This window comes from Dyella lipolytica (genome assembly GCF_030160075.1).
GTDB classification, from domain to species: Bacteria; Pseudomonadota; Gammaproteobacteria; order Xanthomonadales; family Rhodanobacteraceae; genus Dyella_B; species Dyella_B lipolytica.
Window position 1 is genome coordinate 1,199,103 of the sequence record NZ_BSNQ01000003.1, and the last position, 15,829, is coordinate 1,214,931.

11 protein-coding genes are annotated in these 15,829 nt (G+C 61.2%); 4 read left to right on the plus strand and 7 right to left on the minus strand.

Going from position 1 to position 15,829, the window contains the following annotated elements; all coding sequences use genetic code 11:
- Nucleotides 1-2 precede the first annotated feature (2 nt).
- Nucleotides 3-2,375: a heavy metal translocating P-type ATPase gene (locus tag QQL64_RS06760; RefSeq protein WP_284397396.1), complete on the minus strand. Its 2,373-nt coding sequence runs from the start codon at nt 2,373-2,375 to the stop codon at nt 3-5.
- Nucleotides 2,372-2,797, minus strand: a complete 426-nt coding sequence (locus QQL64_RS06765) for a MerR family DNA-binding protein (protein ID WP_284397397.1) — start codon at nt 2,795-2,797, stop codon at nt 2,372-2,374. The genes QQL64_RS06760 and QQL64_RS06765 overlap by 4 nt, the downstream gene beginning before the upstream one ends.
- 232 nt (nt 2,798-3,029) lie before the next feature.
- Here QQL64_RS06765 and QQL64_RS06770 point away from each other — a divergent pair, with 232 nt between their 5' ends.
- Entirely contained in the window at nt 3,030-4,796 is a 1,767-nt protein-coding gene (locus QQL64_RS06770; protein ID WP_284397399.1) for a chloride channel protein, read from the plus strand.
- A 64-nt stretch (nt 4,797-4,860) separates the two neighbouring features.
- Here QQL64_RS06770 and QQL64_RS06775 read toward each other — a convergent pair whose 3' ends face one another.
- Nucleotides 4,861-6,702, minus strand: coding sequence for an ABC transporter ATP-binding protein (locus QQL64_RS06775; protein ID WP_284399685.1), 1,842 nt, complete (start codon nt 6,700-6,702; stop codon nt 4,861-4,863).
- Nucleotides 6,703-6,880: 178 nt separating this feature from the next.
- On the opposite strand from QQL64_RS06775, the gene QQL64_RS06780 reads away from it, so the two are divergent.
- From QQL64_RS06780 to QQL64_RS06790, 3 genes are all read left to right on the plus strand, one after another.
- Nucleotides 6,881-9,316, plus strand: a complete 2,436-nt coding sequence (locus tag QQL64_RS06780; RefSeq protein WP_284397402.1) for a DUF3772 domain-containing protein — start codon at nt 6,881-6,883, stop codon at nt 9,314-9,316.
- 2 nt (nt 9,317-9,318) lie between these two features.
- Nucleotides 9,319-10,134, plus strand: a complete 816-nt coding sequence (locus tag QQL64_RS06785) for a helix-turn-helix domain-containing protein (RefSeq protein ID WP_284397407.1) — start codon at nt 9,319-9,321, stop codon at nt 10,132-10,134.
- Between the two features lie 79 nt (nt 10,135-10,213).
- Nucleotides 10,214-10,639, plus strand: a complete 426-nt coding sequence (locus tag QQL64_RS06790) for a VOC family protein (RefSeq protein ID WP_284397410.1) — start codon at nt 10,214-10,216, stop codon at nt 10,637-10,639.
- A 60-nt stretch (nt 10,640-10,699) separates the two neighbouring features.
- Here QQL64_RS06790 and QQL64_RS06795 read toward each other — a convergent pair whose 3' ends face one another.
- From QQL64_RS06795 to QQL64_RS06810, 4 genes are all read right to left on the minus strand, one after another.
- Nucleotides 10,700-11,197 (minus strand): hypothetical protein, encoded by a 498-nt coding sequence (locus QQL64_RS06795; RefSeq protein ID WP_284397413.1) that lies wholly within the window; start codon nt 11,195-11,197, stop codon nt 10,700-10,702.
- A 186-nt stretch (nt 11,198-11,383) separates the two neighbouring features.
- Complete coding sequence (locus QQL64_RS06800; protein WP_284397416.1) at nt 11,384-13,024, minus strand: alpha/beta hydrolase; 1,641 nt, start codon at nt 13,022-13,024, stop codon at nt 11,384-11,386.
- Nucleotides 13,025-13,075: 51 nt separating this feature from the next.
- A complete protein-coding gene (locus tag QQL64_RS06805; RefSeq protein WP_284397419.1) occupies nt 13,076-14,740 on the minus strand; it encodes a serine hydrolase in 1,665 nt (554 codons plus the stop codon).
- Between the two features lie 94 nt (nt 14,741-14,834).
- Nucleotides 14,835-15,827, minus strand: a complete 993-nt coding sequence (locus QQL64_RS06810; protein ID WP_284397421.1) for a TolB-like translocation protein — start codon at nt 15,825-15,827, stop codon at nt 14,835-14,837.
- Between the last annotated feature and the right edge of the window lie 2 nt (nt 15,828-15,829).

The window sequence follows — 15,829 nt, forward strand, 5'->3', positions numbered from 1 at the left end:
GCCTACGCGGCACGACGCAAGCGTAACGCGTTGCCCACCACCGATACCGACGACAGGCTCATCGCCAGCGCCGCGATCATCGGCGACAACACCATACCGAACAGCGGATACAGCGCGCCGGCCGCCAGCGGTACACCCAATGCGTTATAGATAAAGGCAAAAAACAGGTTCTGGCGGATATTGCGCACGGTTGCCTGTGACAGCGACCGCGCGTGCAAGATACCGCTCAGGCGTCCCTTCACCAGGGTCAGCTGTGCGCTTTCCATCGCCACGTCCGTACCTTGCCCCATGGCGATACCGATATCGGCAACCGCCAAGGCCGGCGCGTCGTTGATGCCGTCGCCCGCCATCGCTACGCGCCGTCCCTGCTTGCGCAAGGCGCCGATCACTTCAGCCTTACCGGCAGGAGAAACATCGGCGTGTACCTCGTCGATCGCCAACGCGCGCGCCACGCTGCTCGCGGTGATGGCGTTGTCGCCCGTCAACATCACAATATGCAAACCCGAGGCCTTGAGATCGACGATCGCGCTGAGCGTATCCGATTTAATGCGGTCGCTGACAGCGAACAAACCTACCGGCTTGCCGTCGACCGCAAGCGTCATGACCGTAGCGCCTTCGCCGCGAAGAACATCGGCTTTCGCAAGCGTATCCGGGTCTAGAGCGACACCAAGCGTTGCCATCAGTCGTTCATTGCCGAAGGCGATGTTGTTTTGCGAGACGTGCCCGCTTACGCCGCCACCGGCAAGGATGTGAATATCAGCTGCATCGAGCAGGTGAACATGCTCCTCTTGCGCGGCCGTCATGATGGCCTTTGCCAGCGGATGTTCGCTCGAGCGCTCGAGACTCGCCGCAAACGCGAGCAACTGGCTCCGGGTGTAACTACCTAGAGGCACAACGGATGTCAGCGATGGCCTGCCTTCCGTCAGCGTGCCTGTCTTGTCCATCACCAGCGTGTCGATGTCCCGCATGGCCTCGATGGCCGCCGCATCCTTGAACAGCAAGCCCTGTTGCGCACCACGCCCGCTCGCAACCATGATTGAAATCGGTGTAGCCAAGCCCAGCGCGCACGGGCAGGCAACGATAAGCACCGACACCGCCGCGATCAGAGCATGCGCAAAGCGCGGGTCTGGTCCGACCCATGCCCAGCCTGCGAAGGCCAGCGCGGCCACGGCAATAACGGCCGGCACAAACCACGCGGCCACGCGATCCGCCACACGCTGCAATGGCGCCTTGCTGCGCTGGGCGTGCGCCACCTGCGCGACAATCTGCGCCAGCATGGTTGACGCGCCGACCTTTTCCACGCGCATGGTCAACGCGCCATCGCGATTGACGGTGCCGCCCGTCAACGCATCGCCCTGCTCTTTCGCCACCGGCATCGGCTCACCGGTCAGCATCGATTCGTCCACCTGACTCGTGCCGCTCAGAACCACGCCGTCTACCGGCACTTTTTCGCCTGGGCGAATACGCAACACATCGCCTACTTGCACTGCGTCCAGCGGCACGTCGTGTTCTTCGTTGTGACCCGACAATCGTCGCGCCGTCTTCGGAGCAAGACCGAGCAACGCCTTCAAGGCTTCACCAGTACGCCGCCGGGCACGCCATTCGAGAAAGTCACCCAACGTCACCAACGTGACAATGACAGCGGCGGATTCGAAATACACCGCCACACGTCCGTGCATATCGCGAAAGCCCGGAGGAAAGATCGATGGCAACACGAAGGCCAGCGTGCTGTAGATCCACGCCACGCCGGTGCCGACGGCAATCAGCGTATACATATTAGGCTGCCATGGCCGTAGCGAACGCCAACCACGCGCAAAAAATGGCGCGCCGCCCCATAGCACCACCACGGTGGCCAGCAACGCTTCGATCCAGCCCGCCGCACCCGTCCACGCCGCTGGTAGATGCATGCCCATATGAGGCAGCATCGCAAGCAGAAATACCGGAAGCGTAAGTCCGGCCAGCAGCCACAAGCGGCGCTGCATCGCCTTCGTTTCGGCGGAATCGTCTTCCTCCAGGCTCGGCATCATCGGCTCCAGCGCCATGCCGCACTTGGGGCAGTCGCCGGGGCCGTCCTGTTGGACTTCCGGATGCATGGGACAGGTATACGTCGCACCGGGCACCATCGCTTCAACAACGCGATGCTCGTGCAGATACGCCGAAGCATTGGCGATGAATTTCTGCACGCAACCGGCGGCACAGAAGTAATACGTGTGCCCTTCGTATTCGGCGCGATGCGGCGTGGTGGCGGGATCGACCGTCATGCCGCACACCGGGTCTTTCGCCAACGGTGTTGCGTCATGGGGCGGCAACGCATGCAATGTTGGTGTCCCCGCTTGGCTGTCTGCGGCGTGACAGCACGTACCGTGCGCGTTCATGCCTGCCGCTCATCGTCGACAAGGGCACGCAGAATCGGACATTGCTCCGGATCACCGCGCCCGGGACAAGCTTCGATCAATTGCTCCAAGCCCTGGCGAATGCGGGTGAGTTCGGCGATGCGCGCATCGATATTGGCAAGCCGTTGCTGCGCACGTTGCCGCACCGCTTTGACGCCACGATGCCGATCTGCCGATAGCGCCAACAGCTCGCCGATTTCTTCCAGCGTGAAACCCAGACCCTTGGCACGGCGGATAAAGCGCAACCTGCTGATCGTCGTTTCGTTGTAGCTGCGGTAACCCGACGCACGTCGCAGCGGTTCGGGTAACAAGCCTTCGCGCTCGTAATAGCGAATGGTGTCGATGGGGACGCCGGCGCGCTTGGCGACGGTGCCGATGGTCAAGGAGGGCGTTTGAGTGTTCATGGCCAAAGTCTAGACCCTGGATCAAGGTCCAGAGTCAAGCATCTCCTCACTCCGCCAAAAAGCGGACCGATTTCGCTATTCATTTTCCAGCCAGCTACTCGGCCGCCATCCCAGTAACCTTGCGCGACCTTCAGCGCGGACCTACAGAGTGCACACGGAAAACTCCGAGCCCCACACACGTGCATCGCTGCCCGTTGCCCCTTCTTTGGATCCAACCCTAGCCGCCGCACACATGCCGCGGCAGTTCCGGCCGCTCGACAGCCGCGTTCTTTGGATCAGTTTTGTCGCCATGTTGCTGGGTGGAGCCGTCGCCTTGGTCGCCAAGCTGCTGACGGGGCTCATCGGTTTGTTCACGAACTTGGCCTTTTACGGGCGCTGGAGCTATGACTTCAGCAGTCCTGCCGGCAACCATCTCGGTTTGTGGGTCATCGCGGTACCGGTGATCGGCGGTTTGGTCGTCGGCGCGATGGCGCGCTGGGGTTCGCGGGCCATTCGTGGTCACGGCATTCCGGAAGCGATGGAGCAAGTGCTGCTCAACGAAAGCCGTATTCCTCCGCGCATCACCTGGCTGAAGCCGGTGTCGTCGGCGATCGCCATCGGCACCGGCGGACCGTTCGGTGCCGAAGGTCCGATCATCGCTACCGGCGGCGCGCTCGGTTCGCTGATCGCCCAGCTGATGCATGTCACCGCGGACGAACGCAAGACATTGCTGGCGGCAGGCGCCGCGGCGGGCATGGCGGCGGTGTTCTCGGCACCCATCTCCGCCGTGCTGCTTGCTATCGAATTGCTGCTATTCGAGCGCCGTGCACGTTCCTTGATTCCCGTGGCGCTGGCGGCCACCGTCGGCACTGGTGTCCGCTACGTGCTGGAAGGCAACCAGGCGATGTTTCCGATGCCGGACATCGCTACGCCTACCCTGCCCGCGCTGGCGACTTACGTCGTGCTCGGCCTGCTTGTCGGTGTAGTCAGCGTTGGCGTCACGCGCCTTACCTATGCCATCGAAGACGCTTTCGAGAAACTGCCCATTCACTGGATGTGGTGGCCTGCGCTGGGTGGCATCGTGGTCGGCATCGTCGGTTACTTCATGCCGCTGACGCTTGGCGTCGGGTACACCAACATTGCGGCGGTACTCGCCGGACAGATCGGCCTTGGCACCATGCTTGCGCTTTGCTTGCTGAAATTGCTGTCGTGGTCGGTGGCGCTGGGCAGCGGTACATCGGGCGGTACGCTTGCGCCGCTTTTCACGATCGGCGGTGCTTTGGGTGGTGTGCTGGGCCTCGGTCTGACGACATCGGCACCGTGGCTGCAAGTCGACCCGCATATGGCGGCACTGGTATGCATGGCCGCCATCTTCGCGGGCGCGTCGCGAGCATTTCTCACCTCGGTGGTGTTCGCGTTCGAGACCACCCAGCAGCCGCATGGATTGCTACCGTTGCTAGGTGCTTGCGCTGCGGCCTATCTGATCTCCGGTTTGATGATGCGCAATACGATCATGACGGAGAAGATCGTGCGGCGCGGTGTGCGCGTTCCTTCCGACTACGCTGCCGACTATCTGGATCAGATTTACGTGCGGGATGCGTGCAGCCGGAATGTGGTGAGTTTGCGCGCTAGCCAGACGCTTGCCGAAACGCGTGCGTGGATGGCATCTCCGGGGACATCAACCAAGCACCAAGGCTTTCCTGTTGTCGATGACAACGGAGCGCTACGGGGTGTCGTGACGCGTAGACATCTGTATGACGCTTCGCTTGCCGATGACGTTACGGTGGGTTCACTGGTGCAGCGCGCGCCGTTGGTTGTGCGGGAGGACCACACGCTGCGCGAAGCGGCCGATCATATGGTCGAGACAGATGTCGGTCGACTGATCGTGGTTGGCCAGCACGCACCGCATCGGATGGTTGGAATTATTACGCGCGGCGATTTGTTGGCGGCGCATGCCCGGAGATTGAGGGAGGCGCGCGACGCATCTCGGCATTTGGGGAAAAAGCCTGCGGCTCCCTGATCGGATACTCGCACGTCCGTTTGCTGTCTTTCCCTTCCCTCCGCTGGAGGGAGGGGAAAGAAAATCACACCAGCGCATCATCCGCAGCAACAAACCCACCCGTCTGCCGCTGCCACAAGCGCGCATACAACCCGCCATGCGCGATCAACTCTGCGTGCGTACCTGTTTCCACGACTAGTCCCTTATCCATCACCACCAGTCGATCCATTCGCGCAATGGTGGAAAGCCGATGGGCAATCGCAATCACCGTCTTTCCTTCCATAAGCAACTCCAGGCTCTCCTGAATAGCTGCTTCCACTTCGGAATCCAGTGCGGAAGTAGCTTCGTCCAGCACAAGAATTGGCGCATCCTTCAGCAACACACGCGCAATCGCGATGCGCTGACGTTGCCCACCCGATAACTTCACGCCGCGCTCGCCTACATGCGCGTCGAGGCCACGGCGTTCTTCGCCATCGATCAGGTTGGGAATGAATTCATCGGCACGCGCCTTGCGTATCGCTTCCAGCAACTGCGCTTCGCTGGCATCAGGCCGACCATAAAGCAAGTTATCGCGCACCGAGCGATGCAGCAGCGACGTATCCTGCGTCACCACGCCGATCTGCGAGCGCAGGCTTTCCTGCGTCACCTGCGAAATGTCGGTGCCGTCGATACGAATATGGCCACCTTCCAGGTCATACAGGCGTAGCAGCACGTTCACCAGCGTGGATTTGCCGGCGCCGGAAGGACCTACCAAGCCGATCTTCTCGCCGGGCCGCACGGCCATGTTCAAGCCGGCGATCACACCACCCTGCTTGCCGTAATGGAAATGAATGTCGTCGAAGCGCACTTCGCCGCGGACGACTTCCAACGGCATCGCGCCTTCGCGATCCTGCACGGCGCGCGGTTGGGCGATGGTGGTGAGGCCGTCCTGCACGGTGCCGACGTTCTCGAAAATGCCGTTGACCACCCACATGATCCAACCGGACATGTTGTTGATGCGAATCACCAGGCCGGTGGAAAGCGCGATCGCGCCGACCGTGACCTTGCCTTCGCTCCACAGCCACACCGCCAGCGCCGACGTGCCGACGATCAGGAAACCGTTGAGCGTGGTGATGGTGGCGTCCATCGCCGTGGTGAGACGGGTCATACCGCGCAGCTTTTCCGTCTGCTCCGCCATGGCTTCGGCTACATAAGCTTCTTCGCGCTGGGTGTGCGCGAAAAGTTTGAGCGTCAGCACATTGCTGTACCCGTCCACGATGCGCCCCATCAACTTGGAACGCGCTTCCGAAGCCAACCACGAACGTTGCCGTGTGCGTGGAATAAAGAAATATAAGGTGCCGACATAGGCGAACAGCCACACCACCAGCGGCGCAGCCAGCCAAACATCGGCCTTGGCGAACATCACAATGGCGCTGCCGGTGTAGATAGCCACGTACCAGATCGCATCGACAATTTGCACCGCCGACTCACGCAGCGAGGCGCCGGTCTGCATGATGCGATTGGCGATACGTCCGGCGTAATCGTTCTGGAAAAAGCCCAGACTCTGGCGGATCACGTATCGATGGTTCTGCCAGCGGATGCGGTTGGTGAGATTCGGCACGATCGCCTGATTCACCAGCAGATCGTGCAGCCCGATAAAGACTGGGCGCAGCACCAGCGCCACAAAACCCATCCACAGCAATTCGCGGCCGTGGATCTGGAAGAAAGCCTGGCCCGGTACCCCTTTGGCCATATCGACGATGTTGCCGATAAAGCCGAACATCGACACTTCTACCAGGGCCACACCAAAGCCCACCACGATCGCGGCGGCAAACACCGGCCACACCTGGCGCAGGTAGAACACATAAAAGCCCCCCACCGACTGCGGCGGCATGCTGTCGACGGGTTCCTTGAAGGCATCGATCAGGGATTCGAACCAGCGGAAGATCATGGCGCGTCGTCCAGTTGTCGGGCCATAGAGATGGGGATCGAACCGGCAATATACAGGGGGCGGCTCGTCACGTTTCCTTCGCGCAGGTACGCGACCTGAATGCCAACTACCCTCGAAAAGCCAGTCCTTGCAGGAACAATTGACCGTCCGGCACGTCACTTGGATCATGCAAGGTATGCATATCTTCCTTCGTAAGGTTTTCATCCTGCCGCTCGCGCTGGGCCTATTCGTCTTCGGCACCCAGGCCCTCCATGCGCAGAACCCCACGTCGGCGCCGGCACCAGCCAGCGCAAGCTCCACGCAAGATCCAGCCCAGGCGCTGATAAGCCTCAGCAAACAGCTCGATAGCATCAAAACGACGCTGAGCAGCAATGCGACCAACGCACCGCTGAACGATTTGCGCAGCGAGGCCGGCACGGTGCAGCAGCAAGCCGATCAGTGGGTCGAAACGCTGACGCCGCAAATGGATGGTGTGCAGGCACGCTTGACGGTACTCGGCCCCGTTCCGTCTGCCGGTGCTCCGCCGGAAACGGCAGCCGTCAGCCAGCAACGGCACCAACTCGAACGCGACAAGGGCAAACTGGATAGCGAGATCAAGCAGGCACAACTGCTCAGCCAGGATGCCGCCAAACTGACGACGCAGGTCGTTGAAACGCGTAACCAGCAGTTTCAGACCAAGCTCGCCACGCGTACCGGCTCGCCGCTCAGCATCGGCTTCTGGTCGAACCTGGCGCAGTCGTTTCCCGAAGACTCCGCGCGTTTGAAGCGCATCAAAGGTCTAGCACTTGAAGGCGGCAGCGCTGCGTGGCAACCCGAAAATCGCCTGCCGCTGATCTTGTGCCTGATCGGCGCGCTGCTGCTGATCGTGCCCGGCCGCTGGCTGGTTGAGCGCCTGATGCTATTCCTCGCTCGCCGCTACATGCCCGATGGACATTTCCGGCGCAGCGCGCTGGCGGTGATCTTCACCCTGACGGTGACCTTGTCGATCGGCCTGGCCGCGCGACTGATCTATCTCGCCTTCAACTGGAACGGAACGCTGGACGACGATCTGGACACGCTCGCGCAATCGATCGTGCACACGCTGTTTTTGTCCGCGTTCATCGCCGGACTCGGACGCGCGTTGCTGGCGGTCAATCATCCTTCGTGGCGGCTGCCGGCGCTGGCGAACATCACCGCAAGCAAAATGCGCTGGTTCCCCTGGCTGTTGGGCGGCGCTTTCTTGTTGTTAGGGGTGATCGAACACCTCAACAACCTGGCCGGCGCCAGCCTGCCGGCCACTGTCTGCACGCGTGCTGTACTCGCGCTGTTGATCACCGGTCTGGTAGGCGCTGCGCTGATACGGGTTAGGCGCATACGAAAGACGCTGCAACATGAAAGCGATAAACCCATCAAGCATCCGCTGTGGGTCGGCGCCCTCGTTGGTTTGGCGACGCTAGGTGTGGTCATCGCGTGGCTTTCGGTCTTCATCGGTTACGTTGCGCTCGCCTTCTTCATTTCATGGCAGATGCTGTGGATCGGCATGATCGTGGCGTCGCTTTATATGCTGTCGCATCTGCAGCACGATCTTTTCAACACCTTGCTTTCGCCGCACGGGCGCAGCGGCCATCGGCTGCAGTCTTCCTTCGGCGTTGCGCCGACCACGTTGGAACAGGCGGCGACGATCCTATCGGCCGCCGTCCGCGTACTCTTGTTGCTGGTCGCCGTAGGCACACTGCTGATGCCGTTCGGCGGCGGTCCGCAGGATCTGTTTTCGCACATCGGCACCGTCTTCACTGGCTTGACCGTCGGCCAGCTGACGATCAAGCCCGGCGCGGTACTCAACGCGCTGGCAGTGTTCGTGGCTGGCATGTTTTTGGTGCGCATCATCAAACGCTGGCTGGCCGAACAGCTGCTGCCCAAGACCACGCTCGATAAGGGCATGCAGAACTCCATCGTCACGCTGCTGAATTACGTAGCCGTGGTGATCGTATTTGCATTGGCGCTAAAAACCGCCGATGTGAGTCTGCAAAGCCTGACTTGGATCGCCAGCGCACTGTCGGTCGGCATCGGCTTCGGTCTGCAGGCGATTGTGTCGAATTTCATTTCCGGCCTGATCCTGCTGGCCGAGCAACCGGTCAAGGTGGGCGACTGGGTAAGCATGCCCGGCGTTGAAGGCGATATCCGCCGCATCAATGTGCGCGCCACCGAGATCCAGTTGAGCGATCGCTCCACCATGATCGTGCCCAACTCGCAGTTCATCACTCAGAACCTGCGCAACGTCACGCACGGCAATGCGCTGGGTCGCGTGAAGCTAAGCCTGCCGATGCCGCTCGATACGGATGCGGCGAAGATGCGCGAGATCATGATGGAGGCGCTGAACGCCAACACCGCAACTTTGGCCACGCCATCACCGGCGGTCACGCTGGACGACATCAACAATACGGCGATGACTTTCACCGGCGTAGCGTACGTCCACAGTCCGCGTGAAGCGTCTGCGGTAAAGAGCGACCTGTTATTCGACATTCTCGCGCGCCTGGCCAAGGCGCAGTTGCCGTTGTCGACGCCGCAGAGCATGATCGTGCGCAACCTCGGCCCGCTGGGCGAAGACAGTCCGGCCGCACCTGGACAATAGTCGTGAGCTTCCTGTGCATCGTCCCTTCCCCACCGCTCGCCTCCGTGATCGAGGCGATCTGGGACTGGGACATGCCAGCCGGCGAATTCCGCTACGAACGCATTCTGCCGAGCCCCGCTGCGGGGCTCGTCATCAATCTGCTCGAAGACGAAACGCGCGTTTACCAGGATGATGAAACGCGGCTATGTCTTCGCGCATCGGGCAGCGTGATCGGCGGCCCATACCGGCAAAGCTGGATCATCGATACCGCCGAACAAGTGCGTGTGATGGGTGTGGTTTTTCGACCCGGTGGCGTGCATGCCTTGATCGGCCTCGATGCGGAAGAGCTCGGCAAACGCGATATCAATCTCGACGATCTATTCGGTGCCAACGCCCGTCGACTGCGGCAACGCCTGCTCGAGACGACAAGTCCGCGGCAGCGTCTGGAATTGCTGGAGCAATGGTTGCGCACGTGGTCGGATGATCCGTCGCCGGACGCGGTGGTCCTGCACGCCATCGCTCACCTGGGTTGCGTACCGGAAGTGCCCAGCATCGGCAGATTGCAGCGCGACAGCGGCTATTCGGCGCATCGTTTTGGCCTGCTGTTTCGCCGCCACGTGGGCATGACTGCCAAGCAATACGCACGCCTGATGCGCTTCCGCGCCGTGGTGAGCATGGCCCATCCGAATGCACAACCGGACTGGAGCCGCATCGCTGTCGACGGCGGCTATTGCGATCAGGCGCATCTCAGCCATGAATTCCGGCGCTTCGCAGGCATTACGCCGTCCCAATTCGCGGCCATGCGCGGACCCTACCCCAATCACATACCGCTCGACTAAGCGGCTCGGAAAAATCTACAAGACGTCATCGTGGTAGCGCATTAGGCTCTGAAAACCTTCCCAACCAGACACTAGCGCCATGAACAAGGCAGCCATCGGCAGCACGATTATTCCCGGCTTGCGCTATCGCGACGCGCACGCCGCCATCGACTGGCTGTGCAAAGCATTCGGTTTCGAGAAGCAGGCGGTCTACGAGAATGATCAGGGCCACGTCATGCATGCCCAGCTTGTCTATGGTGGCGGCATGGTGATGCTCGGCGATGCCCGTCATGACGGTTTCGGCAGGCACATGGCGCAACCCGACGAAATCCAGGGTCGCGAGACACAATGTGCCTATGTGATCGTCGCCGACTGCAAGGCGCATTATGAAAGAGCCAAGGCAGCCGGCGCCGTGATCGTCGAGGAATACGCCGAAAAAGATTACGGCGGCGCCGGTTACGCTTGCCGCGATCCGCAAGGCCATCTTTGGAGCTTTGGCAGCTACGACCCGTGGCACATTCCGTGATGTAAAAAAACGGGCCGGTATAAACCGGCCCGTTGTCGGAACTCTACAAGCTACGTTGGATTACTTGCAGTTGCCGTCTTTGGCGGCGTGATAACCCGCTGCCTGCGCGTCCGCCGCACTCATGTACTTGCCTGCTTTGGTCTTGCCGTACCACTTGCCACCTTCGCAGTGGTAGGCCTTGCTCTTGGAACCGGTATTGACCCACACCTGCCCGGCGCCACCACCCGCGGCCGGCTCGGTCGCTGGCATCGACTTCGACGACATGCTCGACTTCGTTGCTGTGGGGGCAGCAGCGGGTGCAGTTGCTGCGGCCGGTGCGGCAGCGGCGGCGGCCGTGGAGGCCTTCGTGCTGGTGCCGGCACTGGAGCTGCCGCTTGCCGACTTGTCCACGCCCTTGTGCCCGTGGCAAGCACCTCTCATCGACGTGACAGTGACTGACGTACCGTCTTTGCACTGCACCGTCATACCACCTGCAGCCGGTGCGGCGGCCTGTGCATACACACCCGGGGCAGCCATCACTGCGGCCGCCAGTACTGCGATCAACCCGAACGATTTCATCGTGATTCCCTCCGACATGAAAAGCCTCGATACAGGAAGCGCGCCGCCCTAGATGAACGGTGTTCCCGCAGTGTCGTTTCAGCATGAAACGACACGCCCAAGCGCCATGTGCCTACAGCGCTTGCGCTGGCAACTATGCCTGAAAAAGTCACCGGCAGGCGTGCCGGCCTACAAAATCTTACGGAGTTACGGCAGCTGGTTCACATTTGGTTTCGGCTTGGAATCCGGTCGGGCTACGGCATACATGGCCCAGCTGATCTGTTTCAGCAGACCGTATGGATCGTTGCCCTGTACGTACAAGTCCATATGGGTCCGACCCGGGAGGAAGCGGACATCGGCGTGGGCGTTCAAACCATCCAGCACCGCCTTCAAGCGATGCGCCGCACCATCGAGATAGAAGGTATCGGCTGTTCCGACGTAGAGATGGATCTTGCCGTCCAGATCCGGCTTCAGCGCCGGCCAATTGTGCTGCAGCCTGTAAGCGATGTCGTAATGATCGCGCCAGTAAGTCACCACAGCCGGATCGACGTCGCCCGTATCGCGATTGAACATCTGCTCAGGCCGTCCATCCTTGCCACGCGGCGAGAACACCCAGTCGAACGACGCCAGCTGCCCGCCGTACGGCCCCAGCACGCGCTCCATCTTTGCAAACTGTTCGAATGTTCCCAGCACCTTGCCCTTGTCGCGCACCAGCGGCCACGGTGTGCCATCCGGTTTGCGATACACATTCGCGTGCGGCGCATACAGGTCCGGACCCGTGAAATCGTGGAAGTCGCTGGGATCGGGCGAGGTCGACCAAGTGCCGCCGAAGATCTTCGGGTAACGCGTCTGCAACCAGAGCGTGGCCCAGCCGCCGGAGGAATGACCGTTGAGGAAACGGCCGTTCACATCGGCGTCCATCCGGTAATGCGATTCCAGATAGGGAATCAGCTCCGTGATCAGCGCCTGCCCCCACGGCCCGTTATTCACCGAATCGGCAAACTCGTGCGTGCCGGTGGGACTGGATTCGTCGAGGAACACCCAGATCATCGGCGGCATCTCGCCGCTCGCCATCGCGGCATCGACGCGTGCCACCGCGCGCACGACACGATCGTTGTTGCCGCCGAAACCCTGTGTGTAATACACCGTGGGGTAATGCTGTTTCGCCGATGTGTCGTAACCGGGCGGCAACAGCACGCGTCCGCGCATCGCGATCGGACGCCCCCAGAATGCCGACAGTACCGGGCTGGTGAAGTCGATCAGCTGCGAATGCTGGCGTGCATCGGCCATGGCTTTGCGCGATGCCGCCGGCGCTGAATCCGGCAGCGTCCAGGGATCCTCGCTGGGCAGCGTCTTGTCGAGCGTCAGTGTCGGTATATCGCTGCTCGGCAAATGCACTTTCACCACTTCGCTGACCAGATCGCCGGCATCGCGGCCTACGTAGTTGTAGTTGTTGTGCACATCGAGCACGGCCTGCACCATGTAGTCGCCAGGCGGCAACTTCGACCATTCGCTTGGGAAAGCCAAGCTGTCCGCATCGATATCGATCATTTGCCCAGGCGTCAGCCTGGCGACATCTTCTGCTGCAATGGACGTCTGCGTGGCGCGGAAAGGGTTCGCGTCGATCTCCGTCACCGTGCCGTCTTTGGATTGCGCCTGCGCGGCTGCGGCATCCATCGCGAACAGCAGCAGTCGACCGGATAGGGGCTGCGTTTCACCTGCACCCAGTTGCACATGAAAGAATCGGTGCGTGGGAACGCTCTGCACATCCTGCCGTGCCCAGGCGTAGGTGCCTGCCAGCAGGCCGAGGCCAAGTAACGCAGTCAGGGCTAACTGACGATGACGCATGATTTTCTCCTGATGGATCAAAGGATGCTCTTGCGAGTCCCCACCTAGCTGCTATTTCGCAGCCGTTGCATCGCTCAACGGCACCAGCCGCAAATCCTGAAAATCGAAACTGAAATCGGTCAGCGGCGATATGGGTTGCATCCGCACTTCACGCACATGACCATCCACATCCAAGGCGAAGTTTACGAACGCATCTGCATTCAACGCACGGTCGTCCCAACGCACGATAAAGGTGTCGTGCTGCCACGGTGTCATGGTGCCGATCAACTGCTTGGTCTTGCTGAAGCGCAGGCGCAACGTGCCGCCTTCGTCGCTGATGGCAATGTCGCCGTACCACGGATCGCGATACATACCGGCATAACTCGCGAGTGGCAATGACGGTTTGCTGTCGGCATTGCGCGCAGCCTCATGCTTGCTCCAGCTTTCGTCGGCATCGCTATGCGCATGCTTCACCGCCTTGTCGTACACGCTTACCCAATCCGTCTTCGTGCCGGAGTTGAGATAGGCATCGAGCACGCGATAAGTAATGGCATTGAACGCCGCCCCCGATTCCTGGTTGGTGAGCACTACCACGCCAAGCTTCAGACCCGGCACCAGGGTGACGCGCGACACCATGCCCGGCCAGCCGCCGGTGTGCCACACGAGTTTCTCGCCGTGGTAATCGCTAAGGAACCAGCCTTCGCCGTAACCGGAGAAGTTCGGCATCAACGGTTGCAGCTCCGGAATCGGCGGCTTGCTGACCGGAATCGGCGTCAGCATCGTCCACATCTGGTTCTGGCTGTCTTGCGAGAACAACTGGCGTGACTTGCCATCTGCGCTTGCCGTGGGCAGTGCGCCGCCGGCCAGCTGCACGTTCATCCACTTGGCAAGGTCATGCACACTGGCATAGATGCCGCCGGCACCGGGGTCGTTGAGCCACGCCATCGGCGGTACGGGCTGCAGATTCTTGAAATCGGATAGCGCATGACCCGTGGCGTAGTCCATGCCGGGCTTGAGATAGGTCATGTCGATCAGCGACTCGTTCATGCCGACCGGTTTGAAGATGTGCTCGCGGATGTAATTCGCGTAGGACTGACCGGACGCTTTCTCGATAATCAGCGTAGCCACTGCGAACAGAATGTTGTCGTACGCGTAGTGGCTGCGGAAGCCGTTGGTCAGCGGTACGTTGCCAAGGCGCTCGACGACTTCCTTGGTGGTGTAGCTGGTCGGCGGCCAATACAGCAGATCGCCCGCACCCAGGCTGAGGCCGCTGCGGTGAGCCAGCAGGTCGCGCACGCGCATCTCGTGCGTCACGTACGGATCGGACATGCGGAACCACGGCAGATAGTCGGTCACTCGACTATCCATATCCACCTTGCCCTGCTCGGCCAGCATCTGCAGCGCGGTGGCGGTGAAGGCCTTGGTATTGGAAGCGATCGCGAACAGCGTATGCGCGTCCACTTTCTCCGGCTTGCCGGCTTCGCGCAAACCATAGCCCTGCTCGAAGACGACCTTGCCGTCCTTGACGATCGCCACCGCGATGCCAGGCACGTTGAAGGTCTTGCGCGTGCTGTCCGCATAGGCATCAAAGTCCTGCAGCATCGGCGGCAGGTTGAGCGGTGCCACCACCGATGCCGCTTCCGGATCGACCGGAGCCGGCGATGCCGGCACAACCGAGACGAACGTCAACAAGGCGCAGCACCCGATCAGGCGCAAGGACAAAGGCGACAAGGGCATAGCGGCTCCGGGTGTGGCAAAGCGGCAGTCTAGCCTGCTTGCCACTCCCTGTTTCCAGCCCCGGAAGTCACGCAGCGTGATGGTCTGGCGGCAATTAAGGGCTCTTTGCAGCAGCCCGATGCGCGTCCAGCCAAGGTGCCAGCGATACCGACCAGATGTTGTCGTTACCGTTGTCCCAGCTTTCCATCCGGGCAAGCTGTGCTTTCGCTTGCTCAGGTGTGAGCGGATAAGTCACTTCGCTCCTGCGATCGCTGGTGTAGTAAAGAGTGCGCAGATCGGGGCCAACATGCGCGCCCCACTGGCTCCACTTGCCTGGTTTGCCGTTGATGGTCTCGCCAAGGTCGACTGGCTTTCCCCAATGATCGCCCTCACGAAACGCGATGTAGAAATCGCCCATGCCGCCATCTTTCGCGTCGGTCGAATTGAACACCATGAAAGACTGGTCCGGCGCGATGGCCGGATCGTGTGTCGACGCCGCAGGATCGCCTACCGCCACTTGCACGGCAGGCTGGTAAGCACCATTCGCGAACGACGAACTGTAAATGTGGAAGACACCACCGGCATCCGGATGGATGAAATACAGGCTGCCATCGGCTGCAATGCTGGGTGCATAGGTGCGATCGCTGGCGTTGACGGCGACAGGCAGATGTACCGGCTGACCCCAGCCATCGCCTTTGCGATCCACCCGCCACAAATGACCGCCGCGCGCCGGGTAGAACTTGCCGTGCACCGTCATGCCTAACGCATCGCCACCGGGCGTAAGCGGCCGATTGGAAACGAACACCAGATAGGAACCGTCCGGCGACATCGTCGGATCATGATCCAGCCACTGCCCTGAGAACGGCGCGATCTCCGGTTTGGACCAGACACCGTGCGTGCGATGCGACACCAGGATCATCGAGCCCACATCGAAGTACACCGTCTTGCCATCCGGCGTGAATGCGGGACAGGCTTCGCCCGCCGGTCCGGAAATCACACCCGGCGCGAATACTTGGGGTGCGTCAACCACCGCGTCCGCGGCAAACAGCGAACCGGTTGCGCCGTACAGGCCGGCCACCACCACGAACCAGAAAGGCTTGCGGATCATGT

Bases quoted from the DNA above. Each gene is read 5' to 3' on its own strand.
- QQL64_RS06760 (WP_284397396.1), bottom strand. From the start codon at position 2,375: ATGAACGCGCACGGTACGTGCTGTCACGCCGCAGACAGCCAAGCGGGG.
- QQL64_RS06765 (WP_284397397.1), bottom strand. From the start codon at position 2,797: ATGAACACTCAAACGCCCTCCTTGACCATCGGCACCGTCGCCAAGCGC.
- QQL64_RS06770 (WP_284397399.1), top strand. From the start codon at position 3,030: ATGCCGCGGCAGTTCCGGCCGCTCGACAGCCGCGTTCTTTGGATCAGT.
- QQL64_RS06780 (WP_284397402.1), top strand. From the start codon at position 6,881: ATGCATATCTTCCTTCGTAAGGTTTTCATCCTGCCGCTCGCGCTGGGC.
- QQL64_RS06790 (WP_284397410.1), top strand. From the start codon at position 10,214: ATGAACAAGGCAGCCATCGGCAGCACGATTATTCCCGGCTTGCGCTAT.
- QQL64_RS06795 (WP_284397413.1), bottom strand. From the start codon at position 11,197: ATGAAATCGTTCGGGTTGATCGCAGTACTGGCGGCCGCAGTGATGGCT.
- QQL64_RS06800 (WP_284397416.1), bottom strand. From the start codon at position 13,024: ATGCGTCATCGTCAGTTAGCCCTGACTGCGTTACTTGGCCTCGGCCTG.
- QQL64_RS06805 (WP_284397419.1), bottom strand. From the start codon at position 14,740: ATGCCCTTGTCGCCTTTGTCCTTGCGCCTGATCGGGTGCTGCGCCTTG.
- QQL64_RS06810 (WP_284397421.1), bottom strand. From the start codon at position 15,827: ATGATCCGCAAGCCTTTCTGGTTCGTGGTGGTGGCCGGCCTGTACGGC.